Annotated in this window: 22 protein-coding genes and 1 pseudogene; 11 read left to right on the top strand and 12 right to left on the bottom strand. The window is 67.2% G+C overall.

Features of this window, described 5'->3' with window-relative positions; all coding sequences use genetic code 11:
- Positions 1-79: 79 nt before the first annotated feature.
- From EAG14_RS21605 to EAG14_RS23595, 7 genes are all read right to left on the bottom strand, one after another.
- Complete coding sequence (locus EAG14_RS21605) at positions 80-526, bottom strand: DoxX family protein (protein ID WP_121730101.1); 447 nt, start codon at positions 524-526, stop codon at positions 80-82.
- A gap of 62 nt (positions 527-588) precedes the next feature.
- Entirely contained in the window at positions 589-1,608 is a 1,020-nt protein-coding gene (mmuM, locus tag EAG14_RS21600) for a homocysteine S-methyltransferase (protein ID WP_121730608.1), read from the bottom strand.
- Positions 1,609-1,799: 191 nt separating this feature from the next.
- Positions 1,800-2,552 (bottom strand): ABC transporter permease, encoded by a 753-nt coding sequence (locus EAG14_RS21595; RefSeq protein ID WP_240456877.1) that lies wholly within the window; start codon positions 2,550-2,552, stop codon positions 1,800-1,802.
- Entirely contained in the window at positions 2,549-3,253 is a 705-nt protein-coding gene (locus EAG14_RS21590; RefSeq protein WP_121730099.1) for an ABC transporter permease subunit, read from the bottom strand. The genes EAG14_RS21595 and EAG14_RS21590 overlap by 4 nt, the downstream gene beginning before the upstream one ends.
- Positions 3,254-3,314: 61 nt before the next feature.
- Positions 3,315-4,136, bottom strand: coding sequence for a transporter substrate-binding domain-containing protein (locus EAG14_RS21585; RefSeq protein WP_240456876.1), 822 nt, complete (start codon positions 4,134-4,136; stop codon positions 3,315-3,317).
- Between the two features lie 221 nt (positions 4,137-4,357).
- On the bottom strand, positions 4,358-5,317 hold the full coding sequence (locus EAG14_RS21580; protein ID WP_099657341.1) for a LysR substrate-binding domain-containing protein: 960 nt from the start codon (positions 5,315-5,317) through the stop codon (positions 4,358-4,360).
- A 34-nt stretch (positions 5,318-5,351) separates the two neighbouring features.
- Positions 5,352-5,477 carry a hypothetical protein gene (locus EAG14_RS23595; RefSeq protein WP_256371472.1) on the bottom strand — a complete coding sequence of 42 codons (126 nt, stop codon included), beginning with the start codon at positions 5,475-5,477 and terminating at the stop codon, positions 5,352-5,354.
- Between EAG14_RS23595 and EAG14_RS21575 the strand changes: the two genes are divergently transcribed.
- Together EAG14_RS21575 and EAG14_RS21570 are read left to right on the top strand one after the other, a co-directional pair.
- Complete coding sequence (locus tag EAG14_RS21575; RefSeq protein WP_121730098.1) at positions 5,476-5,883, top strand: tautomerase family protein; 408 nt, start codon at positions 5,476-5,478, stop codon at positions 5,881-5,883. The two genes, EAG14_RS23595 and EAG14_RS21575, sit on opposite strands and share 2 nt — an antisense overlap.
- Before the next feature lie 140 nt (positions 5,884-6,023).
- Positions 6,024-6,515 (top strand): Lrp/AsnC family transcriptional regulator, encoded by a 492-nt coding sequence (locus tag EAG14_RS21570; RefSeq protein WP_121730606.1) that lies wholly within the window; start codon positions 6,024-6,026, stop codon positions 6,513-6,515.
- Between the two features lie 23 nt (positions 6,516-6,538).
- Here the strand turns inward: EAG14_RS21570 and EAG14_RS21565 are convergent, their stop codons facing one another.
- Positions 6,539-7,162, bottom strand: coding sequence for a flavin reductase family protein (locus EAG14_RS21565; protein ID WP_121730097.1), 624 nt, complete (start codon positions 7,160-7,162; stop codon positions 6,539-6,541).
- A 291-nt stretch (positions 7,163-7,453) separates the two neighbouring features.
- Here EAG14_RS21565 and EAG14_RS21560 point away from each other — a divergent pair, with 291 nt between their 5' ends.
- Together EAG14_RS21560 and EAG14_RS21555 are read left to right on the top strand one after the other, a co-directional pair.
- A complete protein-coding gene (locus EAG14_RS21560; RefSeq protein WP_121730605.1) occupies positions 7,454-8,083 on the top strand; it encodes an RNA polymerase sigma factor in 630 nt (209 codons plus the stop codon).
- Positions 8,084-8,093: 10 nt separating this feature from the next.
- Positions 8,094-9,251: a FecR domain-containing protein gene (locus tag EAG14_RS21555; RefSeq protein WP_121730096.1), complete on the top strand. Its 1,158-nt coding sequence runs from the start codon at positions 8,094-8,096 to the stop codon at positions 9,249-9,251.
- Between the two features lie 138 nt (positions 9,252-9,389).
- On the opposite strand, the gene EAG14_RS21550 is transcribed toward EAG14_RS21555, so the two are convergent.
- The 3 genes from EAG14_RS21550 to EAG14_RS21545 are packed head-to-tail and all read right to left on the bottom strand — an operon-like array spanning position 9,390 to position 10,378.
- Complete coding sequence (locus EAG14_RS21550; RefSeq protein WP_162996061.1) at positions 9,390-9,725, bottom strand: SMI1/KNR4 family protein; 336 nt, start codon at positions 9,723-9,725, stop codon at positions 9,390-9,392.
- Positions 9,726-9,757: 32 nt separating this feature from the next.
- Positions 9,758-10,039: a hypothetical protein gene (locus tag EAG14_RS23000; protein WP_162996060.1), complete on the bottom strand. Its 282-nt coding sequence runs from the start codon at positions 10,037-10,039 to the stop codon at positions 9,758-9,760.
- 24 nt (positions 10,040-10,063) lie between these two features.
- Positions 10,064-10,378 carry a toxin-antitoxin system YwqK family antitoxin gene (locus EAG14_RS21545; protein ID WP_121730094.1) on the bottom strand — a complete coding sequence of 105 codons (315 nt, stop codon included), beginning with the start codon at positions 10,376-10,378 and terminating at the stop codon, positions 10,064-10,066.
- 312 nt (positions 10,379-10,690) lie between these two features.
- Here EAG14_RS21545 and EAG14_RS21540 point away from each other — a divergent pair, with 312 nt between their 5' ends.
- The 6 genes from EAG14_RS21540 to EAG14_RS21515 all read left to right on the top strand — a co-directional run bounded on the left by EAG14_RS21540 (position 10,691) and on the right by EAG14_RS21515 (position 20,244).
- A complete protein-coding gene (locus tag EAG14_RS21540) occupies positions 10,691-13,165 on the top strand; it encodes a TonB-dependent receptor (RefSeq protein WP_121730093.1) in 2,475 nt (824 codons plus the stop codon).
- A 23-nt stretch (positions 13,166-13,188) separates the two neighbouring features.
- The gene (locus EAG14_RS21535) at positions 13,189-13,845 is read left to right on the top strand and encodes a hypothetical protein (RefSeq protein WP_205603456.1); all 657 of its coding nucleotides are present in this window, start codon (positions 13,189-13,191) and stop codon (positions 13,843-13,845) included.
- 5 nt (positions 13,846-13,850) lie between these two features.
- Positions 13,851-15,077 (top strand): efflux RND transporter periplasmic adaptor subunit, encoded by a 1,227-nt coding sequence (locus tag EAG14_RS21530; protein WP_121730603.1) that lies wholly within the window; start codon positions 13,851-13,853, stop codon positions 15,075-15,077.
- Positions 15,078-15,085: 8 nt separating this feature from the next.
- Entirely contained in the window at positions 15,086-17,080 is a 1,995-nt protein-coding gene (locus EAG14_RS21525; RefSeq protein WP_121730092.1) for a MacB family efflux pump subunit, read from the top strand.
- Positions 17,081-17,085: 5 nt separating this feature from the next.
- The gene (locus EAG14_RS21520; protein WP_162996059.1) at positions 17,086-17,427 is read left to right on the top strand and encodes a Fur family transcriptional regulator; all 342 of its coding nucleotides are present in this window, start codon (positions 17,086-17,088) and stop codon (positions 17,425-17,427) included.
- A 252-nt stretch (positions 17,428-17,679) separates the two neighbouring features.
- Positions 17,680-20,244 (top strand): GGDEF and EAL domain-containing protein, encoded by a 2,565-nt coding sequence (locus tag EAG14_RS21515; protein ID WP_121730090.1) that lies wholly within the window; start codon positions 17,680-17,682, stop codon positions 20,242-20,244.
- 12 nt (positions 20,245-20,256) lie between these two features.
- On the opposite strand, the gene EAG14_RS21510 is transcribed toward EAG14_RS21515, so the two are convergent.
- Positions 20,257-21,195: a helix-turn-helix domain-containing protein gene (locus EAG14_RS21510; protein ID WP_121730089.1), complete on the bottom strand. Its 939-nt coding sequence runs from the start codon at positions 21,193-21,195 to the stop codon at positions 20,257-20,259.
- A 66-nt stretch (positions 21,196-21,261) separates the two neighbouring features.
- Here EAG14_RS21510 and EAG14_RS21505 point away from each other — a divergent pair.
- Positions 21,262-22,538 (top strand): annotated as a pseudogene (locus EAG14_RS21505) (MFS transporter).
- The last annotated feature ends 74 nt before the right edge of the window (positions 22,539-22,612 follow it).

The raw sequence follows: 22,612 nt of genomic DNA, 5'->3' as shown, positions 1-22,612 counted from the left end.
GCCTTGCTCAATGCAAGCGCGGCAACCTTTTCCCGTCGGTCCTTGGTTGGCCCAAGGACATTGGAAGCGCACGACCGTATTACTGTGGGCCGGGTTGGCCATATACCCGGCGGAACTCCCACAGCGCCACGGCCACGCAGGCCAGGCCCCAGAAGATGGGGTACTCGTACCCGCCGGTGTTCCACAGCCAGCCAAAGCCCTTGACAGTGTGCAGCGCATACACCGCAATCGCTAATGCACTGGCTGCGCCCAGGGCGGCGTAGCGGGTGCACAGCCCCAGCACCAGGGCGATGCCGCAAGCGGCCTCGGTGAACGCTGCCAGCCAGGCCCACAGCTCGGGCGGCTGAAACCCCGCCTTGCCAAAGAACCCGATGGTGCCCGCAGACAGCACGCCAAACGCTGCAAACTTGCTCAGCGCATGCGGAAACATGAACGCGCCGCAGGCAATGCGCAGCAGGTTTTCTGCGCGCGTGATGTTGAAGTGAGAAGCCTTGATCCGGAAATCGTCGCGTGTGAGCAGTTGCATGAAATTTACTCCTTGGTGAATTTCATGTTAGGTAGACCCTGGATTTGCGCAGTTGATGCAAATCAAGGTGCTGTATCGTTGCGTAACACGCCTTGGGCCAAAGCTCTGCGCTGGAGGGCTGCAATGTCCTGCGGGCTGGTACGGCAGCATCCACCAATCAGGCGCGCGCCTTGCGCGTGCCAGCGCATCGCGGCTTCGGCAAAGGCATCGCAAGGAGTTGCATGGGCGGTGGGTGGGGTGCTGCCGCGCCACTCTTTGTCCACTGCGTCGTAGGTTTCGCCCGAGTTGGGGTACACCACGATCGGGGTGCGTGTGTGGCTGTGGATGTGCGCCACCAGCGAGGGGATGTGTTGCGGGGCGGTGCAGTTCACACCCACGGCCCACACCTGGGGCAGCCCGTCTAGCGCGGCGGCGCAGTCGGCCATGCGTTCGCCCTGGCTGTTGTGCTCGCCGTCCTTGCACGAGAAGCTGATCCACGCGCCGGGTGCGTTGCCGTGCCCGTTGTCCAGCGTGGGCAGCAGGCTGGCAATGGCCAGGGCTTCGTCCAGGCAGGGCAGGGTCTCGCAGGCCAGCAAATCGGCACCAGCGCAGGCCAGCACCCGCAGGCGTGGGGCATGAAAGCGCGCCAGGTCGTCGCGGCTGACGCCTTGGTAGCCGGTGTATTCAGAGCCATTGGCCAGCATGGCGCCGTATGGCCCCACCGACGCAGCCACCAGCGGCTTGTGGCGGCCCTGGCGGTTGGCGGTGTCAGCCCAGAAGGCATCACGGGCCTCGCAGGCCAGGGTGATCGAGCGCCGCATCAGGTCCGCCGACTCTTCTACGGAATAGCCGCGCTGGCCAAAGGCCTCGAACGTGGCCTGGTAGCTGGAGGTCGTGGCCACATCGGCACCGGCCAGGAAGTAATCCAGGTGCACCTGGCGGATCAGCTCGGGTTGCTCAATCAGCAGCTTGGCAGACCACAGTGGGTCTTTCAGGTCCGCGCCACGGCGCTCCAGCTCGGTGGCCAGCGCACCGTCGAGAACGAACAGGCCTTGCTTGTCCAGCAGGGTTTGCAAGGGATTGGCGGTGGGCGTAAAAGTCATGGTGAGCGAGGTCTGCAAAGGAAAAAGGGGGCTGCGGGGGCAATGCACCGCCGCAGGCAAGCCCGGCAAAGGTACGACAGGCCTGACGCTGGGTGGCCGCTTTTAAAGCGTGCAAATGCGGAAATCCGGCATTCGCCGCGGGGGAGGCGCGGCAACCCTGCGGTGGCGCACAAGTGCCCTTTTGAAGGGGCTTACTTCTCCAGACTGCGGTGTGTAAAGCGCCGCTCCAGCCAGCGCACGCAAGCCACGATGCCCAAGGTGAGGGTGGCATAGAGGGCACCGGCCACCAGCAGCGCATCGGTGGTGTACGAGGCCACCGAGAGCTGCCGCGCCGCGCCTGTGAGGTCCAGCACGGTGATGGTGCTCACCAGCGCCGTGGCCTTGAGTTGGGCGATGGCCTGGTTGCCCAGCGCGGGCAGGGCAATGCGCAAGGCCCGTGGCAGCACGATGCAGCGCATGCTCTGCCAGGGGGTGAAGCCCAGGGCCATGGCTGCCTGACGCTCGCCCAGCGGCACGGCCAGCAGGCCCGCGCGCAGGTCCTGTGCCATGTAGGCCGCCAGGTTCAGCGACAGCACGGCCAGCCCACACCAGGTCGCGTCTTCCAGCAACCACCAAAGGGAGGACTGCCGCACCGCCTCAAACTGGCCAAGGCCAAAGTACGCCAGAAACAATTGCACCAGCAGGGGCGTGCCGCGCACCAGTGCCCCATACAGCCGTGCCGCTGCAGCGATAGGCCGGGGCCCCATGGCAGTGGCCACGGCCAGCACCAGGGCCAAGGCGGTACCTAGCAGTGCGGAGCCCGCCAGCAGGCCTGCGGTCACGCGCAAGCCGTCCAGCATCGGGTCCCACGCAGCCTGTACCGATTCCCACGTCTCCTGCCAGTCTGCGGGCAGGCTAGCGAGCCAAAGGGAGAAGGTGGACGAGGCCAAGCTATCGGCGCTCATGCCGTGCTCCCTGGCAGGTGGGGCGCATAGCCCCGCTGGGCCCAGCGCTCCAGCGTCGCCTGCACGGGGTGCGACAACGCCAGCAAGGCCAGATACGCCGCTGCCACCGCGAGGTAGAACACAAAGGGCTGCTGGGTGAACTGGGCACCCATCTGGGCTTTCTTGAGCAGATCTTCCAGCCCCACCACGGACACGAGCGAAGTGTCTTTGAGCAGCGATTGCCACAGGTTGCCCAGGCTGGGCAGCGCAATGCGCCAGGCCTGCGGCAGGCGCACCACCCAGAAGACTTGTGCGGGCCGCATGCCCAGGGCCTGCGCGGCCAGAACTTGCCCGGCTGGCACGGCTGCAAAAGCCCCGCGAAACACCTCACTGGCGTAGGCCGCAAAGACCACCGACAGGGCAAACACCCCTGCGCCAAACGGGCTGATCTCGATGGCCCCGTCCAGGTGGTTATTGATGAGGTTGGACAGTCCGAAGTAGCACACCAGCACGATCACAAATTCCGGCACGCCGCGCAGCAAGGCCGTGGCCAGGCCGACGCTGCGCCGCAGCCAAGGGCGCATGCTCAGGCGGCATGCCGCGAGGGCCAGCCCCAGCAGCAGTCCCAGCCCCAGCGAGGCAAAGGCCAGCTGCAGCGTGACCCACACGCCCTGCAACAGTGGCAGCGCGTAGTCGGTCAAGGGGCCTGTCAATAACGCCATGGGTTCTCTGCAAAAAGCAAAACGGCCCGGCACAGTGCCGGGCCGTCGCGCCGTGCGCCTGTCACTTGACGGCGGGGGCGATGCTGAATGGGAAAACCTTCTTGTTCTCTGCCGCAAAAGTGCCGTCGGTCAGCACTTGCTTGATGGCGGTGTTGAAGCGTGTGCGCAGCGGGTCGCCCTTGCGCACGGCAATCCCGGTGCCTTCGCCGAACATGGCCACGTCGTCAATCGGCTTGCCCACCAGCTCAAAGCCTTTGGCCTTACCGGTCTTGGCCAGCCAGTCGTGTGCCACGGTGGTGTCGGTCAGGGTTGCCTGCACACGGCCCGCTTCCATGTCCAGCCAGATGGGGTCTTGCGAGGGATAGGTTTTGACGCGGATGCCCGACTTGGCGGTGGGCAGGCGCTTTTTCAGGTAGGTCTCGTGGTTGCTGCCGCTGTAGATGCCCACGGTCTTGCCGCGCAGGGTCTCTGGGTTGTCGGTGATGCCCGAGCCAGTCTTGGCCACCCACTGCACGGGTGCCAGGGTGAACAGGTCGGTGAAGTCCACCGCTTTCTTGCGCTCATCGGTAATGGACATCTGTGCCAGCACGGCGTCAATCTTCTTGGCGCGCAGGGCGGGGATGAGGGCGTCGAAGTCCATGGTCACGAACTCGCAGCGCGTCTGCATGTGCTTGCACATGGCGTGGGCCAGTTCGATCTCCATGCCCTTGAGCTGGCCGCTGGCGTCCTTGTATTCAAAGGGGGCGTAGTCCGACAGGGTGCCGATGCGCACCACATCCTGCGTTGCCGGGGATGCGGGCTGGGCGTTTGCCACGCCTGCCATTGCCATGCTGCCTGCCAAGGCGCCCGTTGCCAGCCACTTCAGGGCCTCGCGTTTGAACATCATCCTGCTCCAGATGGGTTGGTGGTTGGTTCATGTGCATCGCGGGCCTCAAACCCCTGGTTGCCCTGCGGCTGTGCCTTGCGAACGCAAAAGGACATGAGTATTGCCAACAAACTTGCGGCAGGGCTGCAAATTGGGTGGCTGCTGCGCTGTTTTTGTGCGCGCTTTGAAATGTCTGTGCGGTTTGGCGGCAGGGTGTGGGTGCCTAACGCCGCTTTGGATCATGGGGTGCCAGTGGGTCGGGGCGGTTGTGGGGGCGGTGTGTTGGCCTGCGCCTGCTCGCGCAGCCAGGTGCAAAAGGTGTCCAGCCGGGGCGCCAGGGGCTGGGTGGCCCTGCGCCGCAGCACATAGTGGTAGCCCGATGCCACGAAGCCCCAGGGGGCCACCAGCCTGCCCGCCTGTACGTCGTCCATCACCAAATGCCAGGGCGCGATGGCGATGCCCAGGCCGCGCACAGCAGCCTCCAGGGTGAAGTAGTAGTGCTCAAATTCAGGCCCCGCACTGCCTTGGGCCTCTGGCAGCATGGGCTGATCCGCATGGGCTGCAGCCCACCACATGGCCCATGCGTTGCGCCGGGTACGGGTGCGCAGCAGCAGGGTTTGCCACGCGGGTGAGCGCAGATCGTCGGGCATCTGCTGCGGTGCAGTGCTTCGCTGGGCCAGGTGCGGGCTCAGCACGGGCCCCAGGTGCTCTGGGAATAGGTGCAGCAGGCCGGTGTCCTCGCTGCGGGGCGGTGTGGCCTGCACTGTGATGGCCAGGTCGCTGCGCTGGGGCGTGTTGTCAGCGTCGGCTTCGCTGGTGCGCAGGCGCACATCGATGTCAGGGTAGCGCGCCTGAAAGTCGAACAGGCGTGGCAGCAGCCATTTCACGGTCAGGGTGCTCAAACAAGCCACGTCCAGCGGCCCCCGGCTGGGGTCGCTGACTTCGCGCACGGCATCGGCCATCTGTCGAAAGGCATTGCTCAGCACGGGCTGCAGCACCCGTGCGGCCGGGGTCAGGGTGGGCCGGGCCTTGGTGCCGTCGAAGAGGGTGATGCCCAGGTGCTCCTCTAGTTGGCGCACCTGTCGGCTGACGGCGCCGGGTGTCACGCACAGCTCGTGCGCCGCTGCGTTCATGCGGCCCAGGCGTGCGGCTGCTTCGAATGCGCGCAAGGCGCCCAAGGGGGGAAGGCGGTAGCTCATTTAAGTGATCTCAATGCACATAGGGTGTGCGCAATCATCGCTTTTCAAGGGGCAGGCAGTTTTTCAAAATAGCAAATGAAAGCGTTGCATCGTAGCGACTGCCAGCCTGCTTTGTTGCGGCTTCTATTTGAATAAAACGAACATAAAAAGGATATGCCATGCCCTTCATCCGTACCAACGTTCCCCATCACCTGTCGGCGCAAGCCCGCCAGTGCATCGTCCAAGGCATCCACGACGCCTTGGTCAGCAGCATTGGCATGCCGGCGGACGAGTTGTTCAACATGGTGGCCAGCTACCAGCCGGGTGACTTTGCCTGCAGCCGCACCTTTAACGGGGTGGTTCGGTCCGAGGAGGTGGTGGTGGTCGAGATCACGCTGCGCCGGGGTCGCAGCGATGCCATGAAGCGTGCGCTCTATGAGGCAATTGCCCGCAACCTGCAAAGTGCAGCGGGCGTGAACCCGGCCGATGTCTTCATCTTCATGCACGAGAACGACTATTCCGATTGGTCGGTGGGAGAGGGCCGCTTGGCGATGGGGCTGGTGCAGAACCGGGGCGCTGGCGCCTGAAGGCGGATTGGCCAGCCCCCGCCTGTGGATGGGGGTAAGCCACTTGAACCGTTCACGCTGAGCTTGTCGCCGGGCTCAGTCCACACGGGGATATTGCAAGTGTCCAAGTGCAAAGAGGCCGAATCCCTAAAATGCCGCGCATGGATGCAAGCCTTGACCTCTTCGACCGCAAAATTTTGGCCCTGGTGCAGCGTGACTGCCAGATGAACGCCGAGGTCATTGCCCAGGAGGTGGGCCTGTCGGCATCGGCCGTGCAGCGCCGCTTGCGGCGCATGCGGTCCGACAAGGTCATCAGCGCCGAGGTGGCCGTGGTCAACCCGCAGGCCGTGGGTGGGGTGATGAGCTTCCTGGCCGGGCTGGAGGTCAAGGACAACTACGAAGCGCTGCCGCGCATTCGCAGCTGGTCGCAAGGCGAGCCAAGCGTGCAGCAGGTGTACTACGTCACGGGCACTTTTGACATCATGATGGTCATCGTGGCACGCGATGTGAAAGCCTACGATGCCTTGGCGGCCCGCCTGATGAGCGATATCCCCCAGATCACCCGCATGACCACCCATGTGGTGATCGACACCATGAAAAACAGCCTGTATGTGCCCGTGGACACATCGGGCGATGCCCCCGCCAGCACCTAGCTGGGCAGCGGCACGGCCTTGCTTCAGCGTGGGCGGTGCATCTTGAAGAGTTGCTCGGGCCCCACCGTGAAGTAGTCGGCCGGGCCGCCTGCGCGCAGGATGTGGCCCGCGCTGGCGGTGTCGTACACGCCGTCCTTGAGCAAAGCCGTGTCGATGTGCACGGCCACCACCTCGCCCAGCACCAGCCAGGTGGGCACCTGCGCGCCATCGGCGCCTTGCAGTTGCAGGATCTGGGTGCAGCGGCATTCCATCGTCACCGGGCTCTCGGCCACGCGGGGCGGCTGTACCTGTGTGCTGGGCAGGGGGGTGAGTCCGGCCAGCGCAAATTCGCTCACCTCCGGCCCCACGGCGGCGCAGGTCTGGTTCATGGCATCGGCCAGGCCGCGCGTGGCCAGGTTCCACACAAACTCGCCCGTCTCCTGCACGTTGCGCAGCGTGTCCTTGGCGCCAATGCTGGCAAAGCCCACGATGGGCGGCACGTAGTTGAAGGCGTTGAAAAAACTGTAGGGCGCCAGGTTCAGCGCGCCCTGTGCGCTGCGGGTCGAAACCCAGCCAATCGGGCGCGGCCCCACGATGGCGTTGAACGGGTCGTGCGGCAGGCCGTGGCCCTTGCGGGGCTCATAGCTGTGCAGGGTGCGTGCGGTCATGGATCCATCCTTGCGTGGCGATGCGAAATGCTATTAAAAATATAGCTGCCAGCGCTTATTTTGAAAGCGCTGGAGGGTTATTTTGCTTGAAGCGGTGCCTTGCCGCTCTGCCCCCTTCCCTTGTCCCCGGCGGCGGGGTTGGCAGCACGGGTCTCCGGCGCTGCAGCACCCGGCAGGTTTTACAATCGCGCTCCTTCCCAGCCACGGGCCAGCCCACGCCACGCCCCCAGCCGTCCATGCCCTTCAGGCGCCACTGTGCGCGCCAGGGCTTCACCGACAGGCTGTGTGCCCGTGCTTGCCCACTACTACCAAGAACTGCTGAACTACTTTGCGCGCGCGGTGCGCAGCCGTGACCGGGCTTCGGACCTGGTGCACGAGGCGTACACCCGAGTGCTGGCGCTGGAGCAATCGGGCCAAGTGGTGGAGCAGCCCCGGGCCCTGCTGTACCGCACCGCACGCAATTTGCTCATCGACCAGCACCGCCGCCAGGCCGTGCGTGCGCCACACGCAGCAAATGCCACGGCCTATGGCGCCGATGGTGATGAGTCCGTGCCCGATGTGACCGAGCTGCCCGCGCCCGCTGCGCTCGGGCCCGAGGCACAGGCCGCCTCGGCCCAGGGCATGGCGGCGCTGCTGGCCACCATCGATGCGCTGCCGCTGCGTTGCCGCGAGGCCTTCATCCTGCACAAGTTCGACGGCCTGCCGCAGGCCGAGGTGGCCGCGCGCATGGGCATCTCGCGCAAGATGGTGGAGCAGCACATCCAGCGCGCCATGCTGGCCTGCCGCCAGTGCCGCGAGGCGCTGGAGCAGGGGCGCACCTTGGGGGCTACGGCGGCTGGTGCGTCTTCACCCAAGAAGGCCCCCAAGCCACCAACGTCGCCTGCGCCCCAAGCGCCCCCCACACCCGATCACCCCGCCTGAGCCCGACCCGATGGACTTCTCTGAAGACGACCCCCGCATGCCCCTGCCGCAGCAGGCACTGCGCTGGTGGGTGCGCAGCCAGCACGGGCTGAGCGCGCAAGAGCAGCATGCGCTGGACCACTGGCAGGCCCAAAGCCCCGCCCACCAGCAGGCCTACGCCGCCTGGCAGGCCGACTGGCAGGCGCTGGACCAACTGAGCGCCCCAGCCGTGCAGCACCTGCGTGACCAACTGGCGCAAGACCTGGCGGCCGAAGCCGTCCGTTCGCCTCAGGCCCAGACCGCTGCCAGCCTGCCGGTCCATGCCAGCCACCACCGCAGTGCTTGGGCCGGGCTGCGCGCTGGCTGGCAGGCGTTGCCCCAATGTCTGGGCGCGGCATCCACCCGCTGGGCGCAAGGTGCCGTCGCCGCCGCGCTGGTCTTGGGCACCGTGTTTGGCGTGATGGAGGTGGTGGGCTGGTCGCCCTGGCAAAGCCCGCCGCAGTTTGCCCAGGCCTTTGCTGTGCCCCAGGGGCAGCAAACCCAGGTGCAGTTGCCTGACGGCAGCCTGCTGCGGCTGGACACCGACACCCAGCTGGACGTGTCGCTGTACGCCCAGCGCCGCGAGGTGCGCCTGGCGCAGGGGCAGGCCATGTTCCAGGTGCAAGGCGATGCAGCACGCCCCTTTGATGTGCTGGCCGGGCCGGTGCGCATCACCGTGGTGGGCACCCGGTTTGCGGTGCGCTACACCCCCGGCATGGCGGGCTACGACGGCGTGCGCGTGGCGGTGGAAGAGGGCCGGGTGCAGGTGGCCGCCCCCGGTGCAGCCCCGGTGCTGCTGACCGCCGGGCAGCAGGTGGTGACGGACGCCACAGGCACCTTGGGCCCCGTGGTGGCCGTGCCGCCTTCAGGCATCGCCCCCTGGCGCGCCCACCGCGTCAGCTTTGACGACACCCCCCTGGCCCAGGCCCTGGCCGAGCTGGGCCGCTACGGCCCCACGGGCATCACGCTGCAAGACCCGCAACTGGGCGCGCTGCGCCTGACGGGCACCTTTGACCCGCGCCACCTCGACAACTTTGTGCGCGCACTGCCGCGCGTACTGCCTGTGCGTGCGGTGGCCTGTGGCGAGGGCGAGGGTGGTAAGGAGGCCACCTGCATTGAAGCGGCTGAACTGGTGGGTGCGGGGCGGTGAATGTCTCGGAGGCTGTGGACGATTCCTTGTGGATCGCAAACAGGTAACTGGATGCCAGAAAAATAGGTACTAAAAATCGGAAGCTTCTGGGCTAGCCGCTTTGGGCCCACAAGAGACATTGCGAGCGCTCCGAAGCGGTCATTCGTCCGGTGCCGCGGCGCCTTGAAATCCTCGCGCAAATTCGAGGAAATTTCCGGCCACATGAATTGCGGCAGCCGGTTCCATACCAATCATTGGCAGCATGAAGACAGCGCCTGTCGAGTCGAATGCATAGACTTCACCGCCCCCGTTTCCAGCGAAAGCCACGTAGCCAGGAGCGTAGACATCAACCTCGATTTCCGCGTTGGCGCTAGTGACCTCGTCCTCGCCCCATAGGATGACGTAGCACTCTTCATGCGCAGTGACAAAGAAGCCTTCGAACAGACCGTTCGTTTCGATGAAGGCACGGTAGGCAGCAGGTAGTTGAATGGTCATCGAGAACGTCTGTTCATGGCCGATACGGGACGTCAGGCTCGGCGCTGTCGCACCCAAACATCTTCTGTGCTGCGCCGCGTGGCGATGAAGCCTTCTGGGAGGTCGGCAAGTTCGGCAAGAGCCGGATCACTATCGACCATGCGACCAAGACCCACGACTAGTGCGTTCGTCTCTACAAGCGCGGTTCCGTCGAGAAATTGCCACCCACCATCCTCTTCGTCATGTGAGACATAGAGAACGGGGCGTTCGCCTGACACCACGCTAGCTGCGGTGATGACTGCGAGATTCTTTGGTTGTGCAAAATTCCAAGACATAGTTTCGGTGTCTGCTCTTGGCCGTCAGTTGAAATTCGTACTCGGCTCTTCTGTTCCCTCGGGACTCCAGAACCGCCACACGCCGACCTCCTTGCCCTCGTGATAGCAACCTTCCGCTGCAGGTTTGCCGTTCGGATGGTAGTCGCGCCAAAGCCCACATTCCTTGCCATCTTTGTAATTGCCTTCCGAAATCATGGTTCCATTTTCATCGTACTCAACGAAAAGACCGTGCCGAACCCATCGTGTTCGATCTGCTGCCATCACCCTCGCATAGCGAAACCTGATCACTCCTGACTCGTGGGGAATCTCGGCGATGTTGAGCTCAGTATTGATGGTCATACTGTTTGTGTAGGGGAGAGTTGACAGAGGATTGGGAACGTCAGCTGTTGGCCGAATTCTGCCTCACAGGAAACAGAGACGAAGAACTCTGCGGGTTGACTGGCTGGTGTGGGCAACGTGAACTCCCTTCGGCTGACCAAACCCGTGCGGTGTCACTCAGGCCCTCAAGCGCAAGGGGCAACCGCACAAAAATCCCCGCCTAAAAAATTTTTCCCCACCGACCTAGGGGGCGCGCAAAGTGCTGCGTCTACATGAGAACACTTCTTGTTCGCAATGTTCACCATGCACTCACACCCGAGGGAATTTCCGTCCATGCGCAGCCTTTGCCCCCGCCCTGCACCCCTGGCCCTGGCGGCCTGGTTGGCCCTGAATGCTTTGGCTGCGCAGGCCCAGACCCCTGCGCCTAATCCAGCACCCGCGTCCAACGCCGCCACCACGGCGGCGCTGCCGGTGCAGATTGCGGCGCAGCCTCTGGCCCATGCCTTGAACGACCTGGCCCGCCAGGCGCGGCTGGAATTGGTGGTGCAGCCTGCGCTGGTGCAGGGCCGCCAGGCGCCTGCGGTGCAGGGCACGTTCACGGCGCGGCAGGCGCTGGAGCGGTTGCTGGCAGGCACTGGGCTGGTGGCAGTGATCGAGGGCAGCCTGGTCACGGTGCAGCGCGACCCGGCTGCCGGGGCTTCGGGTGCCGCTGCTGCGGGTGTGGCGCTGGCCGAGGTGCGCGTGCAGGCGCAGGCTGAGCATGGCCCGCTGACGGAGCACACCGGCTCGTACACCACCGCCCAATCGGGCACGGCCACGCCGCTGGGCTTGAGCCTGCGCGAGACGCCGCAGTCCGTCAGCGTCATCACGCGCCAGCGCATGGAAGACCAGGGCCTGACCCAGCTGGCCGATGTGGCGGCGCAGACGGCCGGGCTGGTGGTGAGCCAGGCGGGCAATGCGGGGTCGGACTCATCGCCCATCTACTCGCGCGGCTTTGAGGTGGACACCTATATGGTCGATGGCGTGCGCCAGCTTGACTCCAACTACAGCTCCATCTTCCAGACCAACGACATGGCCATGTTCGACCGGGTGGAAGTGGTGCGCGGGGCCTCGGGCCTGATGAACGGCCTGGGTACGCCGGCGGCCGCCATCAACCTGATCCGCAAGCGGCCCACGCAAGATTTTCAGGCCCAGGTGAAGGCCGAGGCGGGCTCGTGGAACCTGCGCCGCCTGGAGGCCGATGTGGGCGGCCCGCTGAACGAAGCGGGCACGCTGCGTGGGCGGCTGGTGGCAGCAGCGCAAGACAACGACTCGTACATCGACCGGCTGAATGAGCGCAAGCAGCTGCTGTACGGCGTGCTGGAGGCCGACCTGGCGCCGGGCACGCTGCTGCGCGCGGGCGCATCGCTGCAAAACCACGATGCCACGGGCCACGCGCGCGGCGGCCTGCCCGCCTACTACGCCGATGGCACGCGCACGCAGTGGAGCCGTTCGGCCTCGGCCGCGCCCAGCTGGGCATATTCAGAGCGGCACAACAACAGCGTGTTTGCCACGCTGGAGCACCGCCTGGCGGGTGACTGGCAACTGCGCGCCACGGCCAGCCGCACGCAAAGCCACTACGACGAACTGGTGGGCTACGCCAGCGGCGGCAACCCCGACCGGGCCACGGGGGCGGGCGTCACCATCTGGGCGGGCCGCTGGACGGCCAAGCCCACCCAAGACAGCCTGGACGTGCAGGCCACCGGCACCTACACGCTGCTGGGCCGCACGCACGACCTGGCCCTGGGCGCGCAGATGAGCCGCACCACCTTCAGCGACCCCACGTACACCAACTGGTGGCACGACAACTGGAGCAGCGCGGTGCCCAACATCTACACATGGGACGGCAACAGCCCCGCTGCGCCCAACAACCCCAGCGTGGGCCACTACCAATCGGACGAGCGCATGAACAGCGCCTTTGCCACCACCCGCCTCAAGCCCATGGACGGCGTGGCCGTGCTGGCCGGGGCGCGCGTGACGGACTGGAGCCGCTACAAGACCGACCTGACCTACAGCACCGGCAGCATCGACATCACCGACCGGTCCGAGTCGGGCGAGGTCACGCCCTACCTGGGCCTGGTGGTGGACCTGGGCGCGCACTGGTCGGCCTATGCCAACTACACCAGCATCTTCAAGCCGCAAAGCAACCGCACCGTGAGCGGCGCCTATCTGGACCCGCAAACGGGCGACAGCTTTGAGCTGGGGGCCAAGGGCGCGTTCTGGGGCGACAAGCTCAACCTGGGCGCCTCGGTGTACAAGGCGCGGCAGGACAACCTGGCCGTGGCCATTCCCAACGCTTTTGCGCCCGATGGCTCGCAGGCCTACGAAGCGGTGTCGGGCACCAGCACGCGCGGGGTGGAGGTGGAGGCCTCGGGCGCGCTGCGACCCGGCTGGCAACTGGCCGCCAGCGTGGCCCGCAACATCACGCACGACCGGCTGCGCAATCGGCTGTTGACCAACGTGCCGCAAACCACCGCCAAGCTGTTCACCAGCTACCGCATCGCGGGCGTGGGCAAGGGCCTGACGGTGGGCGGCGGCCTGCGCTGGCAAAGCGCAATTTACGCGGAGGACCAGGGCCCGCTCAAGGTGCGCAACACCCAGCCCGCCTACGCGGTGGTGGACCTGATGGTGCGCTACGCCGTCACCTCCAGCGTCACGCTCAGTGCCAACCTCTACAACGCGTTTGACAAGAGCTACTACGCCACCACGGGCAACTCGTACTACGGCGCCCCGCGCAACCTGCGCCTGGGTGTGGACGTGCGGTTCTGATGGCGCGCAGGAGCTTGACTGCCATGACCCACTGGATCACCCGCGCCGTGGCCGCGCGAGCGGCTTGGTGCCTGACAGGCTGGGTGTGCCTGACACCCTTGGCAGCACAGGCCGATGCCCTGTGGCTGCAACCCCATGCCGATGGCGCGCAAGCCCTGGCAGGCACGGTGGCGCAGCCCGCCCCCAGCCTGCCGCCGCTGCAAGCCGTGCGCGCCCTGCAAGGCGATGCGCAGCCGCTGGAGGCCACGGTGCAGGCCGCCTCCATCCGTGTGCCACGCCCCCAGGGCCGCGTGGGTGTGGCGCTGCCCGACCTGCGCCTGCAAGCGCGCCACGCCAGTGCCAATGGCGTGCTCACCTCCTACCAGGCCAAGCTGGGCCGCCAGGAAACCAAGGCCCATAACGAGCTGGAGCTGGTGCCCACCACCCCCGGTGGCAACACCTTCAAGCTGGTGTGGAAGGGCCAGACCGTGGCCGCCACGCGCGTGAACGTGGACACCAGCGCGGGCTGGAGCCGCACGCTCACCCCGGCGGCCGATGGCACCGTGCAACTGGAGACGCCGTTTGCAGGCCTGTATGTGCTGGAGGTCTCGGCCCGCATCAACGGCTCGGCCATGGTGGATGGCACCAAGTACGAGGAGGTGCGCCACACCGCCACGCTCAGCTTTGAGGTGGTGCGCTGATGGGCATGGGCTTACCGAGCAGACCCTGGGTGCGCCGCGCCGCGTTGGGGCTGGCCGCAGCCGCCGTGCTGGGCAGCGCCGCTGCGTGGTGGGCGCAGCAGCCCGATGTGCTGTACGACACCACCCCCGTGGCGCGTGCCGACATTGAAGCCAGCGTGGCCGCCATTGGCACGCTGCAGCCGCAGCGTTACGTGGACGTAGGCGCACAGGTGTCGGGCCAGGTGCTGCGCCTGCTGGTGCAGCCCGGGGCCGAGGTGAAGAAGGGCCAGTTGCTGGTGGAGATTGACCCCAGCGTGCAGCAGGCCACGGTGGATGGCGCCCGCGCCGCGCTGGCCGGGCTGCGCGCCCAGCTGGCCGAGCAGCAGGCCCAGCACCTGCTGGCCCAGCGCCAGCACGCACGCCAGCAGGCACTGCAGCCGCTGGGCGCCACCACGCTCAACGACTTGCAAGGGGCTGAGGCTACGCTGGCATCGGCCGCCGCGCGCATCGACCACCTCAAGGCCCAGATCGAGCAGACCCAGGCCAGCCTGAAGGCCGACGAGGCGCGGCTGGGCTACACCCGCATCTACGCGCCCATGGCGGGCACGGTGGTGGCGCTGGAGGCGCGCGAGGGGCAGACGCTGAACGCCACCTACCAGACGCCCAACATCCTGCGCATTGCCGACCTGACCACCATGACGGTGTGGACCGAGGTGTCGGAGGCCGACATCCGCCGCCTGAAGGTGGGCATGCCGGTGTACTTCACCACCCTGGGTGGCCAGACCGATGCCACGGCCCGGCGCTGGCACAGCCGCGTGCGCCAGCTGCTGCCCGCCCCCCCCACGCCCGAGGCCAAGGCCGCTGGCGGCGCAGGGGCACAGGCGGCGGCGAGCAAGGCGGTTTCATACACCGTGCTGTTTGATGTGGACAACGCCGACGGCGAGCTGATGCCGCAGATGACCGCGCAGACGAGCTTCATCACCGCCCAGGCGCAGGGCGTGCTGGCCGTGCCGCTGGCGGCGTTGCAGCCCTTGCCTGCACAGGCCTCGTCCGCTGGGGCATTGCCCACAGCCGACGGCCCCACGCACAGTGCCCGCGTGCTGCGCGCTGATGGGCAGATCGAAACCCGCCCTGTGCAGGTGGCCGTGAAGAACCGCCACCTGGCCGAGGTGCGCAGCGGCCTGCAAGAGGGCGAGCGGCTGGTGACGGGCGAGCGCCCCGCGCGCAGCGGGCCGCAAAGGTTCAAGCTGTGAGTGGGCCCGTGGATGCCACCCACAGTGCGGCCCCGCTGATCGAGCTGCGCGGCGTGCGCCGCCGCTACGGCGGGGGCGAGCAGCCCGAGGTGGAGGTGCTGCGCGGCGTGTCGCTGCGCATCCACGCGGGCGAGTTCGTGGCCATTGTGGGGGCGTCGGGCTCGGGCAAGTCCACGCTCATGAACCTGCTGGGCTGCCTGGACCGGCCCAGCAGCGGTCAGTACCTCTTTCAGGGGCAGGACGTGGCGGGCCTGGGCCCCGACGCATTGGCCTGGCTGCGGCGCGAGGCGTTTGGCTTTGTCTTCCAGGGCTACCACCTCATCCGCTCTGAATCTGCCCGCGAAAACGTGGAGGTGCCCGCCGTGTACGCGGGCCTGCCACGCAGCGAGCGGGCCCAGCGCGCCAGTGCGCTGCTCAGCCGCCTGGGCCTGGCGGGCAAGCAGCACCTGCGGCCCACGCAGCTCTCGGGCGGGCAGCAGCAGCGCGTGTCGATTGCGCGGGCGCTGATGAACGGCGGGCGCATCATCCTGGCCGACGAGCCCACGGGCGCGCTGGACACCCACAGCGGTGCCGAGGTGATGGCGCTGCTGCACGAGCTGGCCGACGCAGGCCACACCATCGTGCTCATCACCCACGACCGCGAGGTGGCTGCCCAGGCGCGCCGCGTCATCGAAATCCGCGACGGGCAGATCGTGGCCGACAGCGGTGCGCCTGCCCCAGTGCTGGGGTTTGAAGACAAATTGGCCTCTAGCGCCCAAGGAATAAGCGCTAGCAGCTATCAAAATAATAGTGAATCCGCCAGAGCAGGCGCGCTGTGGGCCGAGCTGGCCGAGGCCGCCCGAGGCGCATGGCGCGGCATGCGCATCCACCGCACGCGCACGGCGCTCACGCTGCTGGGCATCGTCATCGGGGTGGCTTCGGTCATTGTGATGATGGCGGTGGGCGAGGGCGCCAAGCAGCGCGTGGTGGAGCAGATGGGCGCCATGGGCACCACCATCATGTACCTGGGCACCACCCACCCGCGCGAGGGCGGGCCGCAGGGCGAGATCACCGCGCAAGACCTGGAGGCGCTGGCGCAGCTGCCCGACATCGGCACCGTCATGCCTGTCATTGGCGACCCCACGCCCGTGCGCTATGCCAACGTGGAGCGCCAGCTGTACGTGTTTGCCGCCAGCGAAGACATGCCCCGCGTGCACCACTGGCAGGTGGCCCAAGGCCGTTACTACACCGCGGCCGAAGACCGCGACATGGCTCCGCTGGTGGTGCTAGGGCACAAGGCCAGTGAGCAGTTCTTCCCCGACACGCCCAGCCCGCTGGGCCGCCACCTGCTCATCGGCAACGCGCCGTTCGAGGTGATTGGCGTGATGGCCGAGCGCGGAGCCGACTCGGGCGCGCAGAACTACGACGACATGGTGTTCATTCCTTACCAGGCGGGCCGCGCCCGCGTGTACCGTGCCCAGACCCAGCCCGACTACACCGTGGTGGCCGCCGCATCGGTGGCCCAGGTGCAGGCGGCCGAGCAGGCCATGCGCGCCTTGCTGCTGCAGCGCCACGGGCGCGAGGACTTTGCCATTGGCAACCCCGCCGCCAAGCTGCAGGCCGAGGCGCAGACGCGCAACGCCATGACGCTGATGCTGGGGCTCATCGCTGCCGTCTCGCTGGTGGTGGGCGGCATTGGCGTGATGAACGTGATGCTGATGACTGTGCGCGAACGCACGCGCGAAATCGGCATCCGCATGGCCACGGGTGCGCGCCAGGGCGACATCCTGCGCCAGTTCCTGACCGAGGCGGTGCTCGTCACGCTGGTGGGTGGGGGCTCGGGCGTGGCCATGGGGCTGCTGGTGGGGGCGGCCCTCATGGTGGCGGGTGTGCCCGCCATCTTCTCGGTCACGGCCATGGCGGGGGCGTTTGCTTGCGCCGTGGCCACGGGCCTGGTGTTTGGCTACATGCCCGCCCGCCGCGCTGCCGCGCTGGACCCGGTGGTCGCCCTGGCATCGGAGTGATGCGGGTGTCGCACAGCGTCTTGCAACTCCTGCGCCGGGCCGGGCAGCGGCCCACCGTGGCGCGCATCGCCATCCTGCAGGTGGTGCAGGCCGCGCCAGCGCCCAGCATCGGGGCGGACGATGCCTACCTGCGCCTGCTGGAGCGCGGCACCCGGGTGAGTCTGAGCACGGTGTACCGCACCTTCGCCCAACTGCAGTCGGCCGGGCTGCTGCAGGTGGTGCCCACGCCAACGCAGCACGGGGCCTCTGCCCCGGGGCGGGTGCGTGCCCTGTACCGGCTGGCCGAGGCGCTGGACGGCCGCCGCAGGCCGGGCAGCCCAGCCACAGAATGCCAGCCCCAGGTGTGACACATTGCCCGCCGGTTGCGCTGTCTGGCCCAGGCGAGAAGCAGAGCCCGGGCCCAGGAGCGCATCCCGTTCGCCATAAAAACAGTTTCTTACAACTCTGACGCAAGGCTTGCGGCGATGGGCTGCAAGCCCTGGCCATGCGGGTAAAACTGGTGCGCCAGCGCAACGTTGTGCCGTGTTGCGGGGCGGCCAGGGGCCCGTTTGCCAATCCGCCCCCTCGGCTTGGGCAACAATGTGCGGATACCGCCCGCCATGAACGACACGCGCTTCCCGCTTCCAGACTCTGAGGAGACCTCCAGCGAACTGGAGCGTCTGCGTGCCGCAGTACACCGGGCCGAACAGGCCGAGCGCCTGCAGCGCGCCCTGTTTGCCATCTCCGAGCTGTCCAGCTCCGATCTGGAAATGCCCCACATGCTGCAGCAGTTGCATGCCATCGTGGGCTCGCTCATGTACGCGCGCAACCTGTTCATGGCGTTGTACGACGAGGCCAGCGATAGCCTGGACTTCATCTACATGGTGGACGAAGCCACCCCCGACCTGCACCAAAGCGGCCAGCGCATAGCCATGGCCGACTACGCCCAGGCCCTGACCTGGTACCTGGTGCGCGACGGCCTGCCTCGGCGAGGCTCCATGCAGGCCCTGGCACAGCAGGTGCCCGGCCCCTTGTGGGCGCGCGGCGCCAATGCGCAGGACTGGCTGGGCGTGCCCCTGCGCGAGGGCAGCCACGTGCGCGGCGCCCTGGTGGTGCAAAGCTACGACGAGCCCGACCGCTATGGCCCGGAGGAGCAGGCGCTGCTGGAGTTCGTGGCCAGCCACGTGCTCACCGCCGTGCAGCGCAAGCAAAGCCAGCAGGCCCTGGAGCAGGCCGTGCAGGCGGGCACCGCCGAGCTGGCCCAGGCCAACCAGGCCCTGCTGGCCGAGGTGGCCCGCCGCCAGCGCGGCGAGCGGCTGCAGGCCGCCCTCTACCGCATTGCCGAGCGCGCCAACGACATGGGCAGCATGGACGATTTCTACCGCGCCGTGCATGACACCGTGGGCGACCTCATCAACGCCCGTAACTGCTACATCGCCCTGGTGTCGGAGGATGGGCAGCAGCTGCACTTTCCCTACTACGTGGACGAGCAGGGCGGCAAAGGCATCACCCGGCACATGGGCCGGGGGCTGACCGAATACGTGCTGCGCACCCGCAAGCCGCTGCTGGTGAGCCGGGCCGAGGCCGATGAACTCATCGCCCAGGGCATCTTCCAGACGGCCGGGCCGCGTGCCAACTCCTGGCTGGGCGTGCCGCTGGTGTGCGATGGGCGGGCGCTGGGCGTGATTGCCGTGCAAAGCTACCTGGCCGACGTGGCGTATTCCGACCGCGACCGGTTGCTGCTGAGCTTTGTCTCGCACCAGATCGCCAGCAGCCTGGTGCGCCGGCGCACCACCGAATCGCTGCAGCGGGCCAATGCCGAGCTGGCGCAGCGGGTGGCCGAGCGCACGGGCGAGCTGCAAGAGCAGATTGCTGTGCGCGAGCGGGTCGAGGCCCAGCTGCAGCACCAGGGGCTGCACGACGCCCTGACCGGCCTGCCCAACCGCAGCTATCTGCTGGAGCGCCTGACCTGGCTGCAGGCACGCCTGCAACGCCATGGGCACCGCCGCTTTGCGGTGATGTTTGTGGACGTGGACCGTTTCAAGCTCATCAACGAAAGCATGGGTCACCATGCGGGCGACGCGGTGCTGCAAGAAATTGGGCGGCGCCTGCTGGCCACGCTGGGCGACTCGGACATGATCGCCCGCGTGGGGGGCGACGAGTTCGCCGTGCTGTTGAGCGACGCCCAAACGCTGGAAGCCGCCATGCGCCTGGCGCGCCGCATGCTGCAGGTGCTGGACGAGCCCATGGTGGTGGAGGGCAAGCAGCTGTTTGCGTCCGTCAGCATCGGCATCATGATGTGCGACCAGCCCGCGGCCACCCCCACCGATTTGCTGCGCAATGCCGACACCGCCATGTACCGCGCGAAGGTCAATGGTCGGCGCCGGTTTGAGCTGTACGACGCGCACCTGCACAGCGATGCCCTGCGCGTGCTGACCATCGAGAACGCCCTGTGGTCGGCCCTCAAGCAGCACCAGTTTGTGCCGTACTTCCAGCCCATCGTGTCGCTCAAGGACGGGCAGGTGCTGGGCTATGAAGCCCTGGTGCGCTGGCAGCACCCGAGCGAGGGCCTGCTGGCCCCGGCCGACTTCTTGCAGGTGGCCGAAGACAGCGGCAGCATGGAAGCCATCGACTGGCAGATTTTTGCCGCCGCCAGCCAGGCCATTGCCGCCCAGACCGACTTCACCGGCTACCTGGGCCTGAACGTGGCACCGCGCCACTTCCGCAACCCGCACTTTTGCCAGCAGCTACTGGACATGCTGAAAGCTGCGGGCCTGCCGCCCTCGCGCCTGTGCCTGGAGATCACCGAAGGCGCACTCATCGACGACCCCGAGCGCACCTGCGACCTGCTCAACGAGCTGCGCAGCCACGGCATGTCGCTGGCGCTGGACGACTTTGGCACCGGCTACTCGTCGTTGGGGTACCTGCACCGTTTTCCGCTGCTCACGCTCAAGATCGACCGCAGCTTTGTCGCCCCCCTCACAGCCCCCCTCGCCAACCAGGGCAGCGCCAGTGCCGCCGTGGTGCGCGCCGTGGTGGCGCTGGCGGGCTCGCTGGGCCTGAGCGTGGTGGCCGAAGGCATCGAAACCCAGGCCCAGGCCGACGCCCTGTGCGCCCTGGGCTGCCACCTGGGCCAGGGCTTTCTGTTTGCCACGCCAGGGCCTTTGCCAGCGCCTTCGGTTTGAGCTCTGCCCTGGCTACCGCTGCCCCAAAAACTGCCCCGGCGGCTGCCCCACCGACTTGCGCACCATCGCGCTGAAGGCGCTGGGGCTGTAGCCCAGCTCCGCTGCAATCTGGCCCATGGGCATGCGGCCTGCGGCCAGCGACACTGCCTTGGCCAAGATCACCTGCTGGCGCCACTGGGTGAAGGTGCTGCCCAGCTCGGTGCGAAACAGCCGCGCCACGGTGCGCAGGCTGGCGCCGGTGTCTTGCGCCCAGGCTTCCAGTGTGGTGTGGCGGGTGGGGTCGGCCAGCACCGCCTCACACAGTTGGCGCAGGCGCTTGTCGTGCGGCAAGTCCACGCCCAGCCGCACCGGGGCTGCGCGGGCCAGTTCGTCGCACAGCAGGGCGCTCAGGTGGCGCTCGCGCAGCAGCGTGGCGGCATCGGGCGCGGCCCCATCGTCAGGGGTGGTGGGCATCTCACGCACCACGGCGCGCAGCAGGTCTGAGGCTTCCAGCACCCGACACTGGCGCCACGCAGCCTGCCCGTGTGGCGCAGTGCGCTCGCCCAAGGCCGCTGGGCCGCAGCGCCCGCGCGGTTGGTGAAAGTACAGCGTGCGCATTTCGGCGTCTTCCACCATCGTCACGGCATGCTCCATGCCCGGCGGTATCCACAGCGCGCGCGATGGCGGCACGATGTAGGTGCCCCGGTCCACCGTGAGCTGGATCACCCCGGTGGTGGAGATGGCCACCTGCGCCCACGGGTGGCTGTGCGGCATCACCCGCGTGTCGGCCCGCAGCTGGCGCACCTTGGCGCGCACCGGGCGCTGGGCCGTGGGCACAAACAGGTGCGGGGTCAGCGAATCGACATACGCCACCGGGCGCCGGGCGCGTGGGGCCCCTGTGGAGGCAGCGGTCACTGGCGATGCCGCGGCGGATGCGGGGGCTGCAATGGCTTCCATGGACGGCATTGGCATATTGGCGATAGAAGTTGACCGACTATCGTAAACCTGCCGAGCCCGGCTTGCCTAAGATCAATCCCCATGACTTCTGCATCTCCTGGCATCTCCTCCCCCAACGCAGTGCCGCTGCGGCAAGACGCGCGCACCATCGGCCTTGTCGGGCTGGCCCACGGCAGCTCGCACTTCTTTCACATGCTGCTGCCGCCGCTGTTCCCCTGGCTCATTGCCGAGTTCGGCTTCAGCTATTCCGAGCTGGGGCTGCTGGTGTCGGTGTTCTTCGTCATCTCGGGCGTGGGCCAGGCACTGTCGGGCTTCCTGGTCGATCGCATCGGCGCTCGGCCCATCATGTTCTTTGCACTGTCCAGCTTTGCCGCCGCAGGGTTGGTGGCGGGCACGGCCCAGGGCTATGTGGGGCTGGTGGTTGCGGCGGCCTTGGCCGGGCTGGGCAATGCGCCCTTCCACCCGGTGGACTTCACCATCTTGAACAAGCGTGTGTCCCCCAGCGCCTGGGCCACGGGTTTGCCGTGCACGGCATCAGCGGCAACCTGGGCTGGGCCATGGCGCCAGTGTTCATGGCGGGCATTGCCACGGCCACCGGCTCGTGGCGCACGGCCAGCCTGAGCGGTGCCGTGTTCGCACTGCTGGTGCTGACCATCATGGTCATCAACCGTGAAGCGCTGGACGACCGCAAGGGCGAATGGGCCCACCAGGCCAAGGGCGCGGGCGCCCAGGCAGCCAAGCCCGAGCATCCCATGGCTTTTCTGAAGCTGCCCTCGGTGTGGTTGTGCTTCTCGTTCTTCTTCTGGAGCACCTGCGCGCTCAGCGCCATCCAAAGTTTTGCCAGCCCCGCGCTGCAGTCCATGTACGGCCTGCCACTGAGCCTGACGGCCATGGTGGTCACCGGCTACATGCTGTGTGGCGCTGGCGGCATGGTGGTGGGCGGCTTTCTGGTGGGCCGCGTGCAGCGGCTGGAGAAGGTGATCTCGGTCTGCCTGCTGGGCTCTGCCGTGCTACTGGCGCTGGTGGGCACAGGGCTGTTGCCCGGCATCGCCGCACTGGCAGTGGCCTCCATTGCCGGCCTAGGCACCGGCCTGGCCGGCCCCTCGCGCGACATGCTCATCAAACGCGCCGCCCCTCCTGGAGCCACCGGCCGTGTCTACGGCACCGTGTACTCGGGCCTGGACCTGGGCTTTTGCCTGTCCGCCCCCGTGTTCGGCGCCATGCTGGACCACGGCATGACCTCGGGCATCTTCTTCGGCTCTGCCGCTACGCTGGCGCTGAGCGTGGTGTCTGCGGCGTTTGTGGGGGTGGGGCTGGCAGCACGCTTGGCGCGGCCTGCGGCTGTGGCGGCGGGGTGATCGGAGGGGCCTGGTTTGATGGCAAGCCCAGGCCTCTCTGCTGGTGAGGCTTCCTCCTGTTTGGGCGGCATTGC

This window comes from Acidovorax sp. 1608163, from assembly GCF_003669015.1.
Lineage (GTDB): Bacteria > Pseudomonadota > Gammaproteobacteria > Burkholderiales > Burkholderiaceae_C > Acidovorax.
This window is presented reverse-complemented; position numbering and strand designations above follow the sequence as displayed.

Bases quoted from the DNA above. Each gene is read 5' to 3' on its own strand.
- EAG14_RS21605 (WP_121730101.1), bottom strand. From the start codon at position 526: ATGCAACTGCTCACACGCGACGATTTCCGGATCAAGGCTTCTCACTTC.
- mmuM (WP_121730608.1), bottom strand. From the start codon at position 1,608: ATGACTTTTACGCCCACCGCCAATCCCTTGCAAACCCTGCTGGACAAG.
- EAG14_RS21595 (WP_240456877.1), bottom strand. From the start codon at position 2,552: ATGAGCGCCGATAGCTTGGCCTCGTCCACCTTCTCCCTTTGGCTCGCT.
- EAG14_RS21590 (WP_121730099.1), bottom strand. From the start codon at position 3,253: ATGGCGTTATTGACAGGCCCCTTGACCGACTACGCGCTGCCACTGTTG.
- EAG14_RS21585 (WP_240456876.1), bottom strand. From the start codon at position 4,136: ATGTTCAAACGCGAGGCCCTGAAGTGGCTGGCAACGGGCGCCTTGGCA.
- EAG14_RS21580 (WP_099657341.1), bottom strand. From the start codon at position 5,317: ATGAGCTACCGCCTTCCCCCCTTGGGCGCCTTGCGCGCATTCGAAGCA.
- EAG14_RS21575 (WP_121730098.1), top strand. From the start codon at position 5,476: ATGCCCTTCATCCGTACCAACGTTCCCCATCACCTGTCGGCGCAAGCC.
- EAG14_RS23595 (WP_256371472.1), bottom strand. From the start codon at position 5,477: ATGGCATATCCTTTTTATGTTCGTTTTATTCAAATAGAAGCCGCAACA.
- EAG14_RS21570 (WP_121730606.1), top strand. From the start codon at position 6,024: ATGGATGCAAGCCTTGACCTCTTCGACCGCAAAATTTTGGCCCTGGTG.
- EAG14_RS21565 (WP_121730097.1), bottom strand. From the start codon at position 7,162: ATGACCGCACGCACCCTGCACAGCTATGAGCCCCGCAAGGGCCACGGC.
- EAG14_RS21555 (WP_121730096.1), top strand. From the start codon at position 8,094: ATGGACTTCTCTGAAGACGACCCCCGCATGCCCCTGCCGCAGCAGGCA.
- EAG14_RS21550 (WP_162996061.1), bottom strand. From the start codon at position 9,725: ATGACCATTCAACTACCTGCTGCCTACCGTGCCTTCATCGAAACGAAC.
- EAG14_RS23000 (WP_162996060.1), bottom strand. From the start codon at position 10,039: ATGTCTTGGAATTTTGCACAACCAAAGAATCTCGCAGTCATCACCGCA.
- EAG14_RS21545 (WP_121730094.1), bottom strand. From the start codon at position 10,378: ATGACCATCAATACTGAGCTCAACATCGCCGAGATTCCCCACGAGTCA.
- EAG14_RS21540 (WP_121730093.1), top strand. From the start codon at position 10,691: ATGCGCAGCCTTTGCCCCCGCCCTGCACCCCTGGCCCTGGCGGCCTGG.
- EAG14_RS21535 (WP_205603456.1), top strand. From the start codon at position 13,189: ATGACCCACTGGATCACCCGCGCCGTGGCCGCGCGAGCGGCTTGGTGC.
- EAG14_RS21530 (WP_121730603.1), top strand. From the start codon at position 13,851: ATGGGCTTACCGAGCAGACCCTGGGTGCGCCGCGCCGCGTTGGGGCTG.
- EAG14_RS21515 (WP_121730090.1), top strand. From the start codon at position 17,680: ATGAACGACACGCGCTTCCCGCTTCCAGACTCTGAGGAGACCTCCAGC.
- EAG14_RS21510 (WP_121730089.1), bottom strand. From the start codon at position 21,195: ATGCCAATGCCGTCCATGGAAGCCATTGCAGCCCCCGCATCCGCCGCG.